The 15,522-nt window shown below is 70.8% G+C and carries 14 protein-coding genes; 7 read left to right on the top strand and 7 right to left on the bottom strand.

The genetic code is table 11. From position 1 onward, the window contains the following. Window positions 1-82: 82 nt before the first annotated feature. Window positions 83-2,074 (top strand): S53 family peptidase, encoded by a 1,992-nt coding sequence (locus ACR68M_RS33165; RefSeq protein ID WP_441247852.1) that lies wholly within the window; start codon window positions 83-85, stop codon window positions 2,072-2,074. Between the two features lie 62 nt (window positions 2,075-2,136). On the opposite strand, the gene ACR68M_RS33160 is transcribed toward ACR68M_RS33165, so the two are convergent. Then, window positions 2,137-3,012 (bottom strand): SGNH/GDSL hydrolase family protein, encoded by an 876-nt coding sequence (locus ACR68M_RS33160; RefSeq protein WP_441247851.1) that lies wholly within the window; start codon window positions 3,010-3,012, stop codon window positions 2,137-2,139. A 383-nt stretch (window positions 3,013-3,395) separates the two neighbouring features. Here ACR68M_RS33160 and ACR68M_RS33155 point away from each other — a divergent pair, with 383 nt between their 5' ends. Next, a complete protein-coding gene (locus ACR68M_RS33155; protein ID WP_441247850.1) occupies window positions 3,396-4,583 on the top strand; it encodes a metallophosphoesterase in 1,188 nt (395 codons plus the stop codon). Window positions 4,584-4,872: 289 nt separating this feature from the next. Here ACR68M_RS33155 and ACR68M_RS33150 read toward each other — a convergent pair whose 3' ends face one another. Beyond that, window positions 4,873-5,346 (bottom strand): DIP1984 family protein, encoded by a 474-nt coding sequence (locus ACR68M_RS33150; protein ID WP_441247849.1) that lies wholly within the window; start codon window positions 5,344-5,346, stop codon window positions 4,873-4,875. Window positions 5,347-5,558: 212 nt separating this feature from the next. Here ACR68M_RS33150 and ACR68M_RS33145 point away from each other — a divergent pair, with 212 nt between their 5' ends. Both ACR68M_RS33145 and ACR68M_RS33140 read left to right on the top strand, forming a co-directional pair. Continuing rightward, the gene (locus tag ACR68M_RS33145; RefSeq protein ID WP_441247848.1) at window positions 5,559-6,329 is read left to right on the top strand and encodes a G1 family glutamic endopeptidase; all 771 of its coding nucleotides are present in this window, start codon (window positions 5,559-5,561) and stop codon (window positions 6,327-6,329) included. 219 nt (window positions 6,330-6,548) lie between these two features. Beyond that, window positions 6,549-7,283, top strand: coding sequence for a Type 1 glutamine amidotransferase-like domain-containing protein (locus ACR68M_RS33140; RefSeq protein ID WP_441247847.1), 735 nt, complete (start codon window positions 6,549-6,551; stop codon window positions 7,281-7,283). A gap of 36 nt (window positions 7,284-7,319) precedes the next feature. Here ACR68M_RS33140 and ACR68M_RS33135 read toward each other — a convergent pair whose 3' ends face one another. The 4 genes from ACR68M_RS33135 to ACR68M_RS33120 all read right to left on the bottom strand — a co-directional run bounded on the left by ACR68M_RS33135 (window position 7,320) and on the right by ACR68M_RS33120 (window position 11,501). Continuing rightward, window positions 7,320-8,543, bottom strand: a complete 1,224-nt coding sequence (locus ACR68M_RS33135) for an MFS transporter (RefSeq protein ID WP_441247846.1) — start codon at window positions 8,541-8,543, stop codon at window positions 7,320-7,322. Beyond that, window positions 8,540-9,475 (bottom strand): MerR family transcriptional regulator, encoded by a 936-nt coding sequence (locus ACR68M_RS33130; RefSeq protein WP_441247845.1) that lies wholly within the window; start codon window positions 9,473-9,475, stop codon window positions 8,540-8,542. The genes ACR68M_RS33135 and ACR68M_RS33130 overlap by 4 nt, the downstream gene beginning before the upstream one ends. A 389-nt stretch (window positions 9,476-9,864) precedes the next feature. Next, entirely contained in the window at window positions 9,865-10,143 is a 279-nt protein-coding gene (locus ACR68M_RS33125) for an HIT domain-containing protein (RefSeq protein ID WP_441251785.1), read from the bottom strand. A 116-nt stretch (window positions 10,144-10,259) separates the two neighbouring features. After that, a complete protein-coding gene (locus ACR68M_RS33120) occupies window positions 10,260-11,501 on the bottom strand; it encodes a hypothetical protein (RefSeq protein WP_441247844.1) in 1,242 nt (413 codons plus the stop codon). Between the two features lie 299 nt (window positions 11,502-11,800). Between ACR68M_RS33120 and ACR68M_RS33115 the strand changes: the two genes are divergently transcribed. Beyond that, a complete protein-coding gene (locus tag ACR68M_RS33115) occupies window positions 11,801-13,006 on the top strand; it encodes a NucA/NucB deoxyribonuclease domain-containing protein (protein WP_441247843.1) in 1,206 nt (401 codons plus the stop codon). 72 nt (window positions 13,007-13,078) lie between these two features. Here ACR68M_RS33115 and ACR68M_RS33110 read toward each other — a convergent pair whose 3' ends face one another. Continuing rightward, complete coding sequence (locus tag ACR68M_RS33110; RefSeq protein ID WP_441247842.1) at window positions 13,079-14,026, bottom strand: NADP-dependent oxidoreductase; 948 nt, start codon at window positions 14,024-14,026, stop codon at window positions 13,079-13,081. Window positions 14,027-14,134: 108 nt separating this feature from the next. Between ACR68M_RS33110 and ACR68M_RS33105 the strand changes: the two genes are divergently transcribed. Continuing rightward, on the top strand, window positions 14,135-15,115 hold the full coding sequence (locus tag ACR68M_RS33105) for a GlxA family transcriptional regulator (protein ID WP_441247841.1): 981 nt from the start codon (window positions 14,135-14,137) through the stop codon (window positions 15,113-15,115). 38 nt (window positions 15,116-15,153) lie between these two features. Next, window positions 15,154-15,522, top strand: coding sequence for a hypothetical protein (locus tag ACR68M_RS33100; RefSeq protein WP_441247840.1), 369 nt, complete (start codon window positions 15,154-15,156; stop codon window positions 15,520-15,522).

The raw sequence follows: 15,522 nt of genomic DNA, 5'->3' as shown, positions 1-15,522 counted from the left end.
GGAGCGGGGGCGGGACGTCAGTGAGGGGTGGGTGGCCGGTGGGCCGCCCGATTCTGCTGATCGTTTGACGGAGGGTGGGACCTTGGACCGCCAGTACTTTCCGGTGGCCGTAGCTGCGGCCGCACTGGTCGTGACGGGTGTGGTGGCACCGGCTGCCGAGGCGGCGAGCCCGGCGCGTACCGCGTTGGCCTCGCCTGTGCCCGGATGGATGACGGCCACGGGCGGACCGGCGGACACCGGGCCGGCGCCGGGCAACTGGGGCCTTTCGCTGCGGGTGTACCTGGCGAACCAGGACCCGGCGGGGATGGCCGCGGCGGCACGGCGGGTCTCGGACCCGGCAGACCGGGACTACGCGCACTACCTGACGCCCGCCCAGTTCGCCAAGCGCTACGGGTCGACAGCGGCCCAGGCGGCGAAGGTGAAGGGGTGGCTGACCGGTCTCGGGATGCATGTCACCGGCGGCGACGCGCACTACGTGGCGGTCACGGCCACGGTGGCCCAGGTGCAGCAGGCGTTCGGCACCACGCTGCACGCCTACACCCGGCAGGCCGACTTCCCGCCCAGCCTGCTCGCCCCGGTGGGCGGCATCTCCGTGCCCGCCGCGCTCGGCCATGACGTCAGCACGGTGCTCGGCCTCGACAGCATGAACCCTGACATCCCGTACGACCAGTCCGGGGCGCCCGCACTCAAGGCTGCCGCCCCCAAGGCCCCCGCGTCCAGGGTCACCGCGCCCAAGGCTGCTGCGCCCAAGGACGGTGCCGCGACCCCGCCGTGTTCGAAGTGGTGGGGCGAGAGCAGCTCCGCGATCCCGCCGGTCGACGGCCGCACCAGTGCCGTAAACGGCGTCTGCGGCTACACCCCGCAGCAGCTGCGCGACGCCTACGGGGTGACGAACAGCCCGTACACCGGCAAGGGCCGCACCGTGGCCGTGGTGCTGGACGGGGCGCTGCCGACGATGGAGACCGACGCCAACCGGTTCTTCGCCGCGCACGGCCTCCCGGGATTCGCGCCGGGTCAGTACAGCGAGAACTTCGGGCCCAACTTCGCCGCCACCTGCCGGGGTTACGCCAACGCGCCGGAGGAGCCGCTGGATGTGGAGACGCTCCACATCGCCGCGCCGGACGCCAAGGTGGTGTACGTCGGGGCCGACTGCGACACGGGCGCGGGCGGCTCGGTGGCGTACCTGGACGCCCACACCCGGATCGTGGACCAGCACCTGGCCGACGTGGTGACCGACTCGTTCCCCACCCGGGAGGATTCGGACTCGCCCGCCACGGTGGTGGCCTGGGACCAGGTGTTCCAGCAGGGCGCACTGGAGGGCATCGGCTTCAACTACGCCTCCGGCGACGAGGGTGACGGCGCGGACGGCGGCGGCGCGGGCCTGGCGATCTTCCCGGCCTCCGACCAGTGGGCGACTGCGGTCGGCGGCACCACGCTGGAGATCGGCAAGACCGGCAAGGTGGTCGGCGAACTCGGCTGGGGTGCGAACGCGGCGCAGATCAACCCGGAGGGCACCGGCTACCTGACCCCGCCGCCCGGGTCCTTCTTCATGGGCTCCGGCGGCGGTCGCAGCAGCCTGATCGCCCAGCCCTGGTACCAGAAGGGCGTCGTCCCCTCGAAGTTGGCGACGGCCGGTGGCAGCGGTCCGGCGCACCGGATGCTGCCGGACGTCGCCGCCAACGGCGACCGCCTCACCGGCTGGCTGGTCGGATTCACCACTCCGAAGGGCGAGTACCACGAGGAGCTGGGCGCCGGCACCAGCGGCTCCTCCCCGCTGATCACCGGCCTGGAGGCGGACGCCGCCCAGGCCGCGGGCCACGCGCTCGGCTTCGCCAACCCGCTGCTCTACAAGATCCGGAACACCCCGGCGATCCACGACGTGCTACCCGTGCCGCCCGGCCAGGCGCCCACGGCGCTGAGCTACCTGCCGAGTTGGAGGACGAAGGGCACGTTCGACGCCTACCTGGCCCAACTCGACCAGGACAGCAGCCTGAAGACGGCGCCCGGCTACGACGACGTCACCGGCGTCGGCTCGGCCACGCCGGACTTCGTCCGGTACTTCGCCCGCAAGTGACGGATGCCGGGCTGCTCCCGCCTGGTGGCGGGAGCAGCCCGGCGGGAGCAGGTAGGCGGCGCTCAGCCGAGGCTGAGCGCGTCGGCTGCCTGGGCGGCCATGGCGGCTTCGCCGAGCGCGTTGGGGTGGACGGGGACGTAGTTGGTGCCGAACAGGACCGGCTCGATCCAGCGGGTGCCGATCGGCTGGCAGGCGTCGTGGCCGTCGGAGGCGGCGGACATGTCGACGTAGGTGGCACCGGTGTCGGCGGCGGCGCGCTGGACGGCCGAGTTGAGGTGGGTCTGCAGGTCGCGCAGGTACGGGATGTCGCCGGAGGCGATCGGCATCTTGGCGAAGCAGCCGGGCACGGCCTGGCTCGGCACGATCCAGGGGTAGCCGAGGATGGCCACCTTGGCGTCGGGGGCCTTGGCCCGGACGGCGGCGAGGGCCGACTTCAGCGCCGGGTAGGTGGTGTTGTCGATGGTGTTGTCGAAGCTGGAGCCGTAGATGCTCCGGCAGGGGTGACCGAAGCCGAGGGTGGCGACCCCGGCGGAGCCGCAGGCGAGGATCGCGTCGATGAAGGTGCTGCTGTCGTTGCCGCCGATGGTCATGGTGACCAGGCCGGTGCTCGGGCTCAGAGCGGCCAACTGCGGTGAGACGCCCGGGTACTGGGAGCCCGCGAAGTCCTTCGTCTGGGCGCCGCCGCAGGTGACGTCGGTCAGGTTCAGCCCGGCCTGCGCGGCCAGGTCGTGCGGGTAGTTCACGCTGGAGCGGGCGCACAGCAGCGGTGCGCCCAGGTCGAGCGGCAGCACGCCCGAGCCGGCGCTGTAACTGTCGCCGAGGGCAACGTAGTTGACCGGCGAGCCGGCCTGCGCCTGGGCCGGGAGGGCGAGGCCGATCCCGGCGAGGGTGGCGGCGGCGGTGACGAGGGATGCCAGGCGGCGGGTGCGGAGCGACATGCGGGGACTCCTTGCAACCAGGGGTGGGGGGCGTGCCAGAGCGGGCCCTGGGCCGTGGGGGTGGCCGGGCCGTGTTTCCGCGAAGTTACTCGCCGGGAAGTTACCCACTGGTCAGTGCCCGGTCAACGACTCCGGCACGATCTGTCACAGAGCCGGAGCCGGTGAGTATGAGGAGGCTGGTCAGGAGTCGTAGGGCCAGGTGAACCGAGCTCCTCTGCGCGTCCCAGCGGCTCAACAGTTCGGTCGCCGCCCGGCCCGGTCCCCTACCCCTGCCCCTGCCCCTGCCCCGGTGGCGGATGATGGGGGCAGAAGACGTGAGGGGCGGCGCCGTGACAGACAGTGCATTCATCGGGTCGGAGGCAGACCTCCGACCGGACCATGAGGTGGAGATTCCGGAGGAGCGGGCGAGGCGCGGGCGGCCTCGGTGGCGGCGGCTGGCGGTGGTCCTGCTGGTGCTCGCGGTGCTGTTCCTCCCGCCGTGGTGGATGCTGTTCGCCTCCGGGGTCGACTGGCCGTTCCCGGTCTTCGTGGGCGGGACGGTGGTCTTCGGCGGCTGGCTCGTGTCGTTCCCGTTCCTGATGATCGCGGGGCACGGGCGACGGCAGGACGACCGGGCCGCTCGGGTCGCGGACACCAGCCTCGGGGTGATCTGGGTGCTGTTCACCTGGTCGGTGCTGGGCGGGTTGGTGGATCTGGTCCTGATCGGGCTGGACGTCGGCGGGAGCGGCCGGGCCAGGGCGGTGGCCGGAGCCGTCGCGGTGGTCTCGGCCGGGCTGCTGGCCTGGGGGCACCACGAGGCGATGCGGGTGCCCCGGGTCAAGCGGATGGAGGTCCACGTGCTGCGGCTCGGCCCCGGCCTGGACGGAACCAGGGTCGTGGTGATGGCCGACACCCACTACGGGCCGATCGACCGGGCCGACTGGTCGGCGCGGGTCACCGAGGTGGTCAACGCGCTCGACCCGGACGTGGTGGTCCATGCCGGGGACATCGCCGACGGCACCCCGGGCCGGCGGCGGGAGCAGTCCGCGCCGCTGGGTACGGTCCGGGCCCGGCTGGCCAAGGTGTACGTCACGGGGAACCACGAGTACGGCGGGGAGGCCCAGGGCTGGCTGGACCGGATGGCCGAACTGGGCTGGGAGCCGCTGCACAACCGCCACGTCGTGGTGGAGCGCGGTGGCGACGCCCTGGTGCTCGCGGGCGTGGACGACGTGACCGCGGAGCACTCCGGTCTCGCCGGGCACCGCGCCGACCTGGGCGGCGCGCTGACGGGGGCGGACCCGGACCAGCCGGTGCTGCTCGTCGCCCACCAGCCCAAGTACGTGCCCCAGGCCGCTGCCGCCGGCATCGACCTGCAGATCTCCGGGCACACCCACGGCGGGCAGATCTGGCCGTTCAACTTCCTCGTCCGGGTCGACCAGCCGGTGGTGCACGGGCTGAGCCGGCACGGCGAGCGGACCCAGCTCTACACCAGCCGGGGCACCGGCTTCTGGGGCCCGCCCTTCCGGATCTTCGCCCCGAGCGAGATCACGCTGCTCACTCTGCGCTCAAGTGGCACGACGGCCAGGTCGTGATCAGGCAGCTGCCGACGCGACCGTAATTGGTGCGAGGGCCGTGTTGGTGTACACGGCCCTCGCACCGGATGCGGGGCGCCCCGTTCCCGCCCTCGTCGTCCGGATCTGCACGTGGTAGTGAGCTGTGCGATGTGCTCTGTCACCTGTACGCGGTGCTGAGCTGCACTGTCGGTGAGGAATTGAACCCCTGCGTTGCTCTTCACGCGCCGTGGGCCGGATAAACCGCCGGCCCGCGGTGTGTGCACGCCTCCGTGACGACTACCTGCTCCCCGCACCCAGCTTGTGAGGGTCAGTCCTCCATCAGGTCGATCTCCCAGTTGGTGCGCTGGATCAGGGTGTCCACCTCGCGGACCTCCTTGGCCACGACGTCCGCCTGGGCACGCAGCTCGGCGACCGGCAGGGCGGAGAGGATCCGCAGTTCGGACCGCATCTGCCGGACGGCTCCGCGCTGGTCACGTCCGGAGGCGGCGTCTGCGGCCGCGGTGAGCACCGAGTGGCGCAGCCGTAGGACGTCCCGGCGGGCGAGGGCGTCGGTCAGGGTGCCGCCGCCCTCGATGACCACGGTGGAGTTGGTCCGGTTGATCTGACGGATCAGCCGCTCCAGCTCGTCCAGCACCTCTCCGGCCTGGGCCAGGACCTCCGCCGCGTTCTCCGCCGGCTCCTCGCCCTCCTGGTAGCGGGCGCTACCGACGACGCGCGCCCGCAACTGCTCCACCCGCCGCACCGCAGCCGCGCGCTGCGCGAGCGCTTCAGCCAGTTTCACCGCGTCATCACCTCTACGTCCCACTGATCGTCCGGCAAGTATGCACGTCGGTGCCTGACGGCACGGTGCATGACGCGGAGCACGGCGCGGAGCCGGCCGGACCGACCTCTCCGGGCCGAGTGCCGAACATATTGACGCGTGCAGATCATCGTAGGAGGCTGTGGCCCGCCCCACCCGGCACCCCCACCGCGCACAGTCACAGGGAGACCCCCATGGCACGAGCCACCTCCGTCTGCGTACTCGCGATCGCCGCCAACATAGCCCTCCTGGCGAGCCCCGCCGCCCATGCAGCAAGCCCGCTGTCCGGCGCCACCTCCCTCGCCCGCCAGGGAGCCGACTCACCGTCACCCGTACTTCACCACCGCGTGGTCCGTCACGCGGGGGCGGACAGCAACTGGGGCGGCTACGCCGTCACCGGCGGCACCTACCACTCCGTCACCGGCAACTGGACGATCCCGGCTCTGAACTGCTCGGCCACCGCCGGCAACGTCTCCTTCTGGTCCGGCCTCGACGGCTGGTCCAGCAGCTCGGTCGAGCAGATCGGGCTGGACGCGGTGTGCACCAAGTCCGGCCAGGTGCAGTACAACCCGTGGGTCGAGATGTACCCGGCCAACTCCATCTACTTCTCCGAGCCGGTCAAGGCAGGGGACACGATGACCTCGAGCGTCACCACCACCGGCAACGGCACCTTCACCCTGGTACTGGCCGACCCAACCCAGGGCTGGACGAAGACCTACACCAAGACCCTGAAGTCCGCCCCGCTGAGCTCGGCCGAGGTGATCGTCGAGGCGATAGGCAGCCAGAACATCCCACCCTGCCCGAACTTCAGCACGGTCAAGTTCAGCAACGTCACCGCCAACGCCACCTCGTTCGCCACCGCAGGCAGCCTCCAGACCACCAACCTCGAACGCAACGGGGTGCAGTTGACCCAGGACGGGCCACTGACCGGTACCTCGTTCGCGGTCAACTGGCTGCACGCCTGACAACAGAGCTGCGCACCTTCCGAGTACAGGCTTCCGCCCCCGCGCCCGCCGTCCCTTCGGCGGGCACGGGGGCGTCCACGCGGGTTGAAGGTAGCCCCGGGAGTGCCTGGGCGCCGAGCAATGTCAGTGCCGAGCACTAGGGTCCGAGACGCGACCGTCACCCCGCCCTCCGGTGGGCACGTCGGACACCTCGTCAGGGCACCCCAGGAAGGCAAGGCCGTGAAAGCTCTCCTCACATCGTCCGGGATCCAGAACCGCAGCATCCGGGACGCGTTGGAGGATCTGCTGGGCAAACCGATCGCCGAATCCAACGCCCTGTTCATCCCCACCGCCGTCTATCCCTTCCCCGGCGGCCCCGGCATGGCCTGGCGAGCGCTGGGCGGCCGGAGTTCGTCCCTGCTGGCCGATCTGGGCTGGAAGTCGTTGGGGGTCCTGGAGCTGTCCGTGCTGCCGAGCATCGAGGAGGCCGCCTGGGTGCCGACGGTGCGGGACGCCGACGCGCTGCTGGTGTGGGGCGGCGACCCGCTGTTCCTGGCCGACTGGATGCGCCGCTCCGGGCTGACCGGCCTGCTGCCGTCGCTGCGCCCCGAGGCGGTCTACGTGGGGGTGAGCGCCGGGAGCATCGCCGCCGCCACCACGTTCGTCGAGACCTACTCCGAACCGCCCCGCGGGAACGAAGCGCCGGTGAGTTCGCAGGAGGTCGTCTTCGCCACGCCCGACGGCGACGTGGACAGACTCCTCGTCACGGGCCGGGGAGCGGGGCTCGTCGACTTCGCGGTGATCCCGCACCTGGAGCACCCTGACCATCCCGACGCCTCCCTGGCCAACGCCGAGAAGTGGGCGGCACACATTCCTGTCCCGACGTACGCGATCGACGATCAGAGCGCTGTCAAGGTGGTCGACGGCACCGTCGAGGTCGTCTCCGAGGGCCGGTGGAGGCTGTTTCAGCCCTGAGGGCGGGTCAGGCGCCGACGCCTGATCCCGGGCTGCTCATGCGGTTCGGCCCTGGCGGTCGGGGATGTTCCGGGAGAGGGCTGCGGTGAGAGCTGCGAGGACCGGGATGGCACAGAGCACGCTCAGGCTGCCGGTGTCCGTGGCGACCCGCGCGGCGGCGGCCGCGCCGAGCGCGGAGCCGCCCTGCATGACACTGCTCAGCCACCCCTGGGTCTCGGTGGCGCAACCCTCGGGTGCGAGGTCTCCGCCTGCGGTGAACAGCGCGCCGAAGGTCGATCCGTAGGCGAGGCCGGCGACCGGACAGGCCGACGCCAAGGCCAGCGGGGACAGTTGGGAGGCTGCGGCAAGTACTGCCGTGCCCGCCGCGAATGTCCCCATCAGGACGGCGATCTTGGGACCGCGAGCCAGGAGGCGGGGCGCCGCGCCCAGGGCGAGGCTGCCGACGATGCTGCCGACCGAGAGCGCTGCGATGTCGAGACCGTTGTACGCACCCGTGCCGCGGTGCGCGTTGAGGACGGGGATGACCACGTCGACCGCGGTGATCATCGAGCTGAACGCCGCGTGGACGACCAGCAGTCGGCGCAGCGCCGGGGAGCGCAGCGGGCCCGCCCAGTGCCGGGCTCCGGATCGGCGGGCAGGCAGCGGCACCGGCGGGAGGCTGAGGACCAGCAGGACGGCGGTGATCATCAGCAGCCCGAACAGGACGAACGGCATGACGTCCCAGACGTTCAGGAACAGCCAGGCGGCCACGGCCGGGCCGGTGATGAAGGAGATGTCGCTCACCGCCGACTCGAGCGCCATCGCGGTGACCAGCCGGCGCTCGCCGGCCACCGATCGCCACAGCGTCCGCATCATGATTCCCACCGGTGGCATGGTGATCCCGCTCAGCGCTGCCAGCACCAGAAGCAGCACCGGCCTGCGAGAGCCGGCCGCCGCCACCAGCGCGGCGAGCACGAGGAGGTATGCCGCAAGACAGCCGGTCACGATCAGCCGGGAGGAGCAGCGGTCCATCAGGCGGCCACGGATGGGGGCGGACAGGCCCTGGCCGATCGCCATGCAGCTGACCGCCAGGCCTGCCGTCGCGTAGGAGTGGCGCGCCCCGATGAAGAGCAGCAGGCTCAGCCCGATCATGCTGAGCGGGAGCTTGGACAGCAGACTGACGATCACCATCCGGCTGACGCCCGGGAGTGCCAGCAGTTCACGGTAGTCGGACAGTAGGCGCCGGGGCGGCGAGTCTGTGTCCGCTTCGACGGTGATCACTGTCCGGACCGGCGGAGGGCTTCGAGTGACCAGTCGAGCATCGGCGCCAGACTCTCGGGAACGGGCCGGCCGTTGATCACCGCGAGCAGTTGCAGATACCGGTCCTTGCGGGGGTCGTCCATGCTCTCCAGCCGGGCCACCAGCCGTCGGTGGACCTCGGCGTCACCGGACCGGCCGAGGACGCCCGCGTAGTAAGCCGTGATCGCCTCGACGACCGGCCCGGCCGCCGATGAGGCCGGGTCGATGCCGGCTTCCAGGGCGGGGACGACCTGCATCCGGACACAGTCCGCAAGGACACGGGGCAGCCCCGTGGCATCACCCGGAGCGCGGTCGGCTGCCATCTCCATCGCAAGTCCCCGGGTGCTGGACCGGAATTCGGGGTCCTGGAACAGCTCGGCCAGCTCCACCCACGCCTCGACCTGCCCGGTGGTGGGATCGTCGGGCAGGCAGGGGGTCATCGACCGCGTGACCGCCGCGAATGCGGGATGGTCGTGCAGGCCGTCGAAAACGGTGCCGAGAAAGTCGTCGGTCATGCGTCGGCGTTCGTCGTGGGAGAGCTTGGCGAGCCTGTGCAGGAGATCCATCTCCTCGGGGGTGGACCCGCGCCGGGCCACCGCCGTCAGCACCGCGCGCCGCTGGCGAAGCGCGCGGATCTGCACGTCCAGTGCTTCGGCGTGCGCTGCGGCGACCTCGGGAAGCGAGACCTCCCGGTCCACGACCCTGCGGATCGTGGGGAGGTCAAGTCCCAGGTCGCGCAGAGTCCGCACGAGGTCCAGCCGTGCCACGGCGTCGATGCCGTACCGGCGGTAGCCGGCCGGGCTGCGATCGGTCGGCGGCACGATCCCGGAGTCGGAGTAGAAGCGGATGGCCTTGACCGTCAGCCCGGTCCGCCGTGCAAGGTCGCCGATAGAGAAGAGCGTGTCGCCGTTCATGCCCCCACCTTCACGTCTCCCCTTACGGGAGACTCAAGCCCGTTCGCCTGCCGGTGGCAGACCCCCCGAGAAACCGCTGTCGTACCGATCCTGGCGGACGCGGGCGCGAGTGGATCGCGTCGGGTGGGTGATCTCGCCGCGTGCGGGCAGGTACGCCATCGCGGATCCGGCGCAGCTGGTCACGGGCCTGACGGTGGAGTCGGGTATCGGTACTGTCCGAATGCGTCAGCCACAGCGGACCCAAGCGGTGAAGGCGCCGGCGAGCACGGGCGGATTGGTCGGTGAGTTCGGCCAGGATTCGGTGGAACTCGGAGTTCAGTTCATCCGTGCTGTGGTGAGCCGGTGGGTCGCCGACGCGGCGATGGCGACTGAGCCGCCCGCGAGCCATCTCAGGCCAGAGCATCCGGAAGGCTTCCGCGAAAGAGCACGCGCCAGTGCATGTGCTTCGACTCCTGGTACGCGCCCTCGTTGGTCACCACGCAGGCCGCCCTGTGCTTCTCGCGCACGCTCGCTGCGACCCCGCGGACCACCCGAAGGGCCTCCATCAGTAGGTCATCACCCCCCTCGCCCATATCCACCAGCGAGGGGATGTGCAGCTTCGGGACGACGACGATATGGACCGGATCGTCGGATGAGCGGCCGGCTGGCCAGGTTGGCCCACTGCAGATCTCCGTGGCTGGTGATCCGCTCGACCTTGGCAGGGCCCGGAGTGGGGACGCGGCGGGCCCCGCACGAAACGGGAGGTCAGTTCACGTGCGGGGCCGCGCTCGCGGGGTGTGGGCCGTCAGACTCCGGTCAGGGTGTACGTACCCGTGCCGTCCTGCCTGCCGCTGGAGTACTGGCGGATCAACTCACCGTCCGCGTAGCGGTCGTGGCCCATCATGGAGCCGGTGTACTTGTTCTGCACACCGATCTTCGAGCTGCCGGGTACGTCACGGTAGATGTAGAACCGCTGGAGGTCGTCCTCCCCGCAGGTGGCCGTCGTCAGGTAGGCCTGCTCCAGGTTGGCGATGTTCGCCGGGATGGTCGCGCATCCGCCGTTGCCCCAGTTCCACAGGGACGCCTCAAGGACTCCGTTGTTCTCCGTCACGTTGCACAGCCGCCAGTTGTCCAGGTGGGCGCTGAAGAACGTCGATTCGCGCAGGCGGATGCCGTCGTTGGCCAGGAGCGGTGCGCTCCAGTTCAGGGGCCTTCCGGGGACGTCGATCCGGTAGGCGCCGGGCTGGCAGTTGAGCGCGGCCAACGCGCTACGCCCGGTGGCCTTGGGCTGTTCGGCGGACGTGCCGGTGGTGGTGGCCGGGTGCTGCCCGAGGCGGTCCTGCGTCTGCTTCGCTGTCGGCGCTACCGCACCGGCCGGGTGCTCGGCCCTCACGGCGGGTGAGCCGCAGTCGAGGAGGCCTTTTGCCTTGGCCATGATGCTGTTGGCGGGCACCGTGTCCTCGCAGCGCACCGCACCTTCCTCAAGGGTGGTGTAGGTGGTGAAACTGCCGCTGCCAGGCCCCTCGATCCACTTCAACGCCCAACTGCCGTCGCCCTGTTGGGTGCGGTTGCAGTTGAGGCTTCCGTACGTGCCGGTGACCTCCTTGGTGCCCTTGTAGACGCCGTAGTAGCCGGGCCGGCCGAAGTTCCACGTGACCGTGTTCGACTCACTGCTGGTGGAGGTGTAGTTGACCTGGACGCTCAGGCCCAGCATCGCGCCGACGGTGCCGAGGGTCTGGACGGCGAAACTGCCCTGGACACTGCCGTTCAGGCCCACGGAGACCGAGATGGTGTCCTGGGTGCTGGTGGTGACGCTCTGGTAGCCGGTGGTGCCCTGGGTGACGTACCAGCCCTTGAAGTGGGTGATCGCCGGGGAAACCTCGGTCGTCTTGATGTACGGGTGGCGGGTGCCGAGGTCGGCCGCCGTGCAGGTGTCGCCGGGCGCGGGCGTCTGCGCCGTCGTGGCGGTCGGTGCTGCAGCAGCCGGTGAGACGGCGAGGCCCATGACAGTGACCGCCACGGTGGCCGCCGTAGCGGTCACCGCCATGAGTGATTTGCCGATGTGGCCGACGGGTCGTACGGGGCGCATCATTATCTATTTCCCCCTTGCCATGTATATGCCAGGTCAAGAGTGAATTTAGCGGCCGCGAGGCCGTGGCGTGAGACCGGAACCGGCCAAAGAAGTTCGTGGAGGGGCCTATTCCGCCCTCTTGTGCACTCCGCTGCCGGGCCGGTTCGATCCTCGGTGGACCGTACGTCATCGAACAGGGGGACCATTCTTTGAAATGCGCCAGGCACCCGCTAGCGGCCTTAGCCGCACTCGCCCTGACCACAGCCCTCCTCGCCGTGGGGGCGTCACCGGCCGCCGCCGCACCGCCGACGGCCGGCCGGGCGGGCCCAACGGGCCACGGCACCTGCACGCCCACCACCCCCGGCTCCGGGGCGCAACGACAGGGCGCGGCATGGACCTGTACCCGACAGGCCCCCGTCTCCGCCCAAGGTCTCGCCCGCATCCGCGCCACCGCCACCGCCACCGCCCGCGATACCCGCGCCGTCCCGCCCGGGTACGAGGGTGCGGCGGCCCTGTGCGCCTCCGACAAACACCAAGACGTCGTCTCCAACCGCCACGCGTACTGCGTGCGGCACAACATCATCTACGCGCTCATCGACCCCAAGGGCGACGTGATCGGCACCGCCCCGCTCACGGTCACCGCCGCGTCCGAGCCGAGCCCCACGAGTACGCAGTGGCAGGAGAGCATCTCCGTCTACGCCGGAGCGTTCTCAGAGACCATTCCCAGCTTGCAACTCTCCCTGGCATCGGACTGCACCCAGTGCACAGCGGGCCCGCCCGCCTGGGGCGGCGGGAGCATCGAGCTGGTCCAGGACGGGGAAGACCACACCGGCACCCTCTCCTACGACTCCACCGTCCGGGGTGGCGGGATGCAGCAGCGCACACAGATCGCCTACCGCAGCCAGACGCTGAGCACCGACGCCGACCCCGTCATCGCCCAGGGCACCTGGGCCGGGCCCTCGCTGCGCTGTGACGGGCAGGTCGGCGGGAACCCCGGCTGCATAGTCACCGAAGACCTGGCAAAGGTGACCATCAGCAAGGCCGCCTACGGGGCCGCCGCGGTGGCCTACGAGTGGGCGCAGAAAAACCTGAGCGACAACAACAGCATGGGCACCGAAAAAAGGCCGCTCACGCGGGACGCCGACGACAAAAGGGCGGACAGCAGGCGTTACTACAGCTGTGACGCGCCCCCTATGCCCTTCGTGAAGGACCCTACCGTCCAGGACGATTCCTGCGACGAGTTCCCGTTCGCCAAAACCCGCCAGGGCGGCACACTCGGCTCCCTCTGCACCGAGATCACCCCCCGCAACGTGGGCGGCGTATGGAGCGTGCAGGTCGTGCGTGACGAACCGGTCGCGCCCTGCATCAGGGCCCATGTCCCCAAGGGCGAGAACACGGGCGCCGGGGGGAAACTGGGGCGTGACGTCCAGTCCGAGCGCATCCTCGACGGCGAGGCGTACCAGGTTGTCATCACCCCCTAGCTAGACGGCGGGCCTCCCTGACCGGCAGCGCCTTCGAGTGACCCGAGGACGCTGCCCGGACGCCGCGAAGCCTCAGCCGACCGTCAGGACGATCTTGCCGATGGCGCCGCCGTTCTCGCCGTGCTGGTGGGCGTCGGCTGCTTTCTCGAGGGGGAAGGTGGGGCCGACCTGCGGGCGCAGCATGCCGGATTCCACGAGCTCGGTGAGGTGGAGCAGGCCGGTGCGGTCCGGCTGGACGAGCATGAAGCCGGCCCGGATGCCTCGCTCGGCGGCCTCGGGGATGACGGCGTTCTCGTCCGGGCCGGGCAGCGAGACGAGTGTTCCGCCGTCCTTCAGGGTGGCAAGGGCCTCGAAGGTGTTCCGGCCGCCGAGCGAGTCGAGGACGAAGTCGACCTCCCGGGCGGTGCTGTTGACGTCCACCTCGGTGTAGTCGATCAGTTCGTCGGCGCCGAGCCCGCGCAGCGTCTCGTGGTGGACGGCGCGGGCGGTGCCGATGACGTGGGCGCCCAGGGACTTGGCGATCTGGACGGCGAGGCGGCCGACACCGCCTGCGGCGGCGTGGATCAGCACGCGCTGTCCCGGCTGGACGTTCCCGGTGTCGACCAGGGCCTGGCGGGCCGTCAGGCCGGCCAGCGGGAGGGAGGCGGCCTCGACGTGAGTGAGGCCGGCCGGCTTGGGGGCGAAGTCGCGGGCCGGGGCGGTGACGTACTCCGAGTAGGCACCGGCGGCCTCGGGGAAGAGCGGCATCCCGTAGACCTCGTCGCCGGGCTCGAACAGGCGCACGCCGAGACCGACGCCCTCGACCACACCCGAGACGTCCCAGCCGAGGACGAACGGCGGCTCGCCGAGGAAGACACCGTGCTCACGGGTCTTCCAGTCGATCGGGTTGACGCCGGCCGCGTGCACGCGCACCAGGATCTCGCCGACGCCCGGCTCGGGCCGCGCGGTCTCGGTGACCCGCAGGTTCTCGGGGCCGCCGAGGGTGTCCTGGGTGATCGCTCGCATGGTGTTCTCGCTCATCTGTCACTCCTCCAAGGAGAGGTCGATCGGGTGCAACGAGATCCAATCTCGGACAAGTCGGACCCGATTCCTACTGGCCGGGGAGCCATGATGTGAAAGGATCGGGCCATGCACCGCGTAGCCGTCCTCATCCTGGACAGGGTCTATCCGTTCGAGCTGGGTATCCCCCTGCGGGTGTTCCAGATGGCCGCCCACCCGGACGGCACCCCCGCCTACGAGCTCCTGACCTGCACCATCGACGGCGAGCCGGTGCAGACCAACACCGCGCTCCGGGTCGCGGGCGACCATGCCGCCGACATCCTGGCCACCGCGGACACCGTGGTCATCCCGCCCTTCGCGCCGCCCCACTCGATCTACCAGGACGGCCTGCTGCCCGCCGAGATCCGGGAGGCGCTCGCCCATGTCCGGCCGGGTACCCGGCTGGTCACCATCTGCGCCGGCACCTACGTGCTGGCCGCCGCCGGTCTCCTCGACGGCCGCCCGGCCACCACCCACTGGGCGTTCACCCGGGACTTCGCGATCCTCTTCCCGCGCGTCCGGCTCGACCCGAAGGTCCTCTTCGTGGACGACGGCGACATCCTCACCTCCGCCGGCGCGGCGGCCGGCATGGACCTGTGCCTGCACATCGTCCGTCGCGACCTGGGCAGCGACGAGGCCAACCGCGTCGCCCGCCGCTGTGTCGTGCCCCCGTGGCGCGACGGCGGCCAGGCGCAGTACATCGAGCGGCCCGTCCCGACGCCGTCGGTCGCCAGCACCGAGCCCGCGCGGGCCTGGGCCATGACACAGCTCGATCAGCAGCTCTCCCTGGCCGATCTGGCCGAACGGTCCGCCATGAGCGTCCGTTCGTTCACCCGGCGCTTCCGTGAGGAGGCCGGGCTCAGCCCGGGGCAGTGGATCGCCCAGCAGCGCCTGGATCTTGCCCGATCCCTGCTGGAGAGCACCGATCTGTCGGTGGACGCGGTGGCCCGCCGGTGCGGATTCGGCACCGGTGCCTCGCTGCGCCAGCACTTCCAGGCGTCGGTCGGCGTCGCTCCCGCCGCCTACCGGCGCACGTTCCGCGCGACGGCCCAAGCTGCGCCGCCCCGCTAGGCTCGGGGCTCTTCGACCGACCGATCAGGAGTTCTCCGATGAAGGTGGCCCGACTGCGTGGGCAGTGTGCTGCGGGGGCGTTCCGGCGAGGGGCGGGGCTCCTCGTGCTGGCGGCCGTCGTCGTAGGGGGTGCGGCCGGGTGCGGGCCGAACTCGGACGCCTACGTCAACCTGCAGAACGCGATGAAGTCCCAGCTGGCCGACGTGGACCACCGGCCGGTCACCTCGGTGGCCTGCACCCCGCACGTTCACGGCACGGTGCGCGGCGCGACCGCCCGCCTGCGCTGCTCGGTGGCCTTCGAGGACGGGACGTCCTACACGGCCGACGCGCAGATCCAGAACCAGAACTCCGGGGGAAGGCACAACATGCCCGACCGCTACAGCTGGGACAGCCCGCCCCCGAAGTGA

Origin of the sequence: Kitasatospora sp. McL0602, from assembly GCF_052076145.1 — a bacterium.
Classification (GTDB): Bacteria; Actinomycetota; Actinomycetes; order Streptomycetales; family Streptomycetaceae; genus Kitasatospora.
Note: the sequence above shows the minus strand (reverse complement) of the source record. Positions and strands in the feature narration are given on the sequence as shown.

Coding starts and splice junctions, on each gene's coding strand:
- ACR68M_RS33145 (WP_441247848.1), top strand. CDS start 5,559: ATGGCACGAGCCACCTCCGTCTGCGTACTCGCGATCGCCGCCAACATA.
- ACR68M_RS33120 (WP_441247844.1), bottom strand. CDS start 11,501: ATGGCGGTGACCGCTACGGCGGCCACCGTGGCGGTCACTGTCATGGGC.
- ACR68M_RS33100 (WP_441247840.1), top strand. CDS start 15,154: ATGAAGGTGGCCCGACTGCGTGGGCAGTGTGCTGCGGGGGCGTTCCGG.
- ACR68M_RS33130 (WP_441247845.1), bottom strand. CDS start 9,475: ATGAACGGCGACACGCTCTTCTCTATCGGCGACCTTGCACGGCGGACC.
- ACR68M_RS33110 (WP_441247842.1), bottom strand. CDS start 14,026: ATGAGCGAGAACACCATGCGAGCGATCACCCAGGACACCCTCGGCGGC.
- ACR68M_RS33160 (WP_441247851.1), bottom strand. CDS start 3,012: ATGTCGCTCCGCACCCGCCGCCTGGCATCCCTCGTCACCGCCGCCGCC.
- ACR68M_RS33105 (WP_441247841.1), top strand. CDS start 14,135: ATGCACCGCGTAGCCGTCCTCATCCTGGACAGGGTCTATCCGTTCGAG.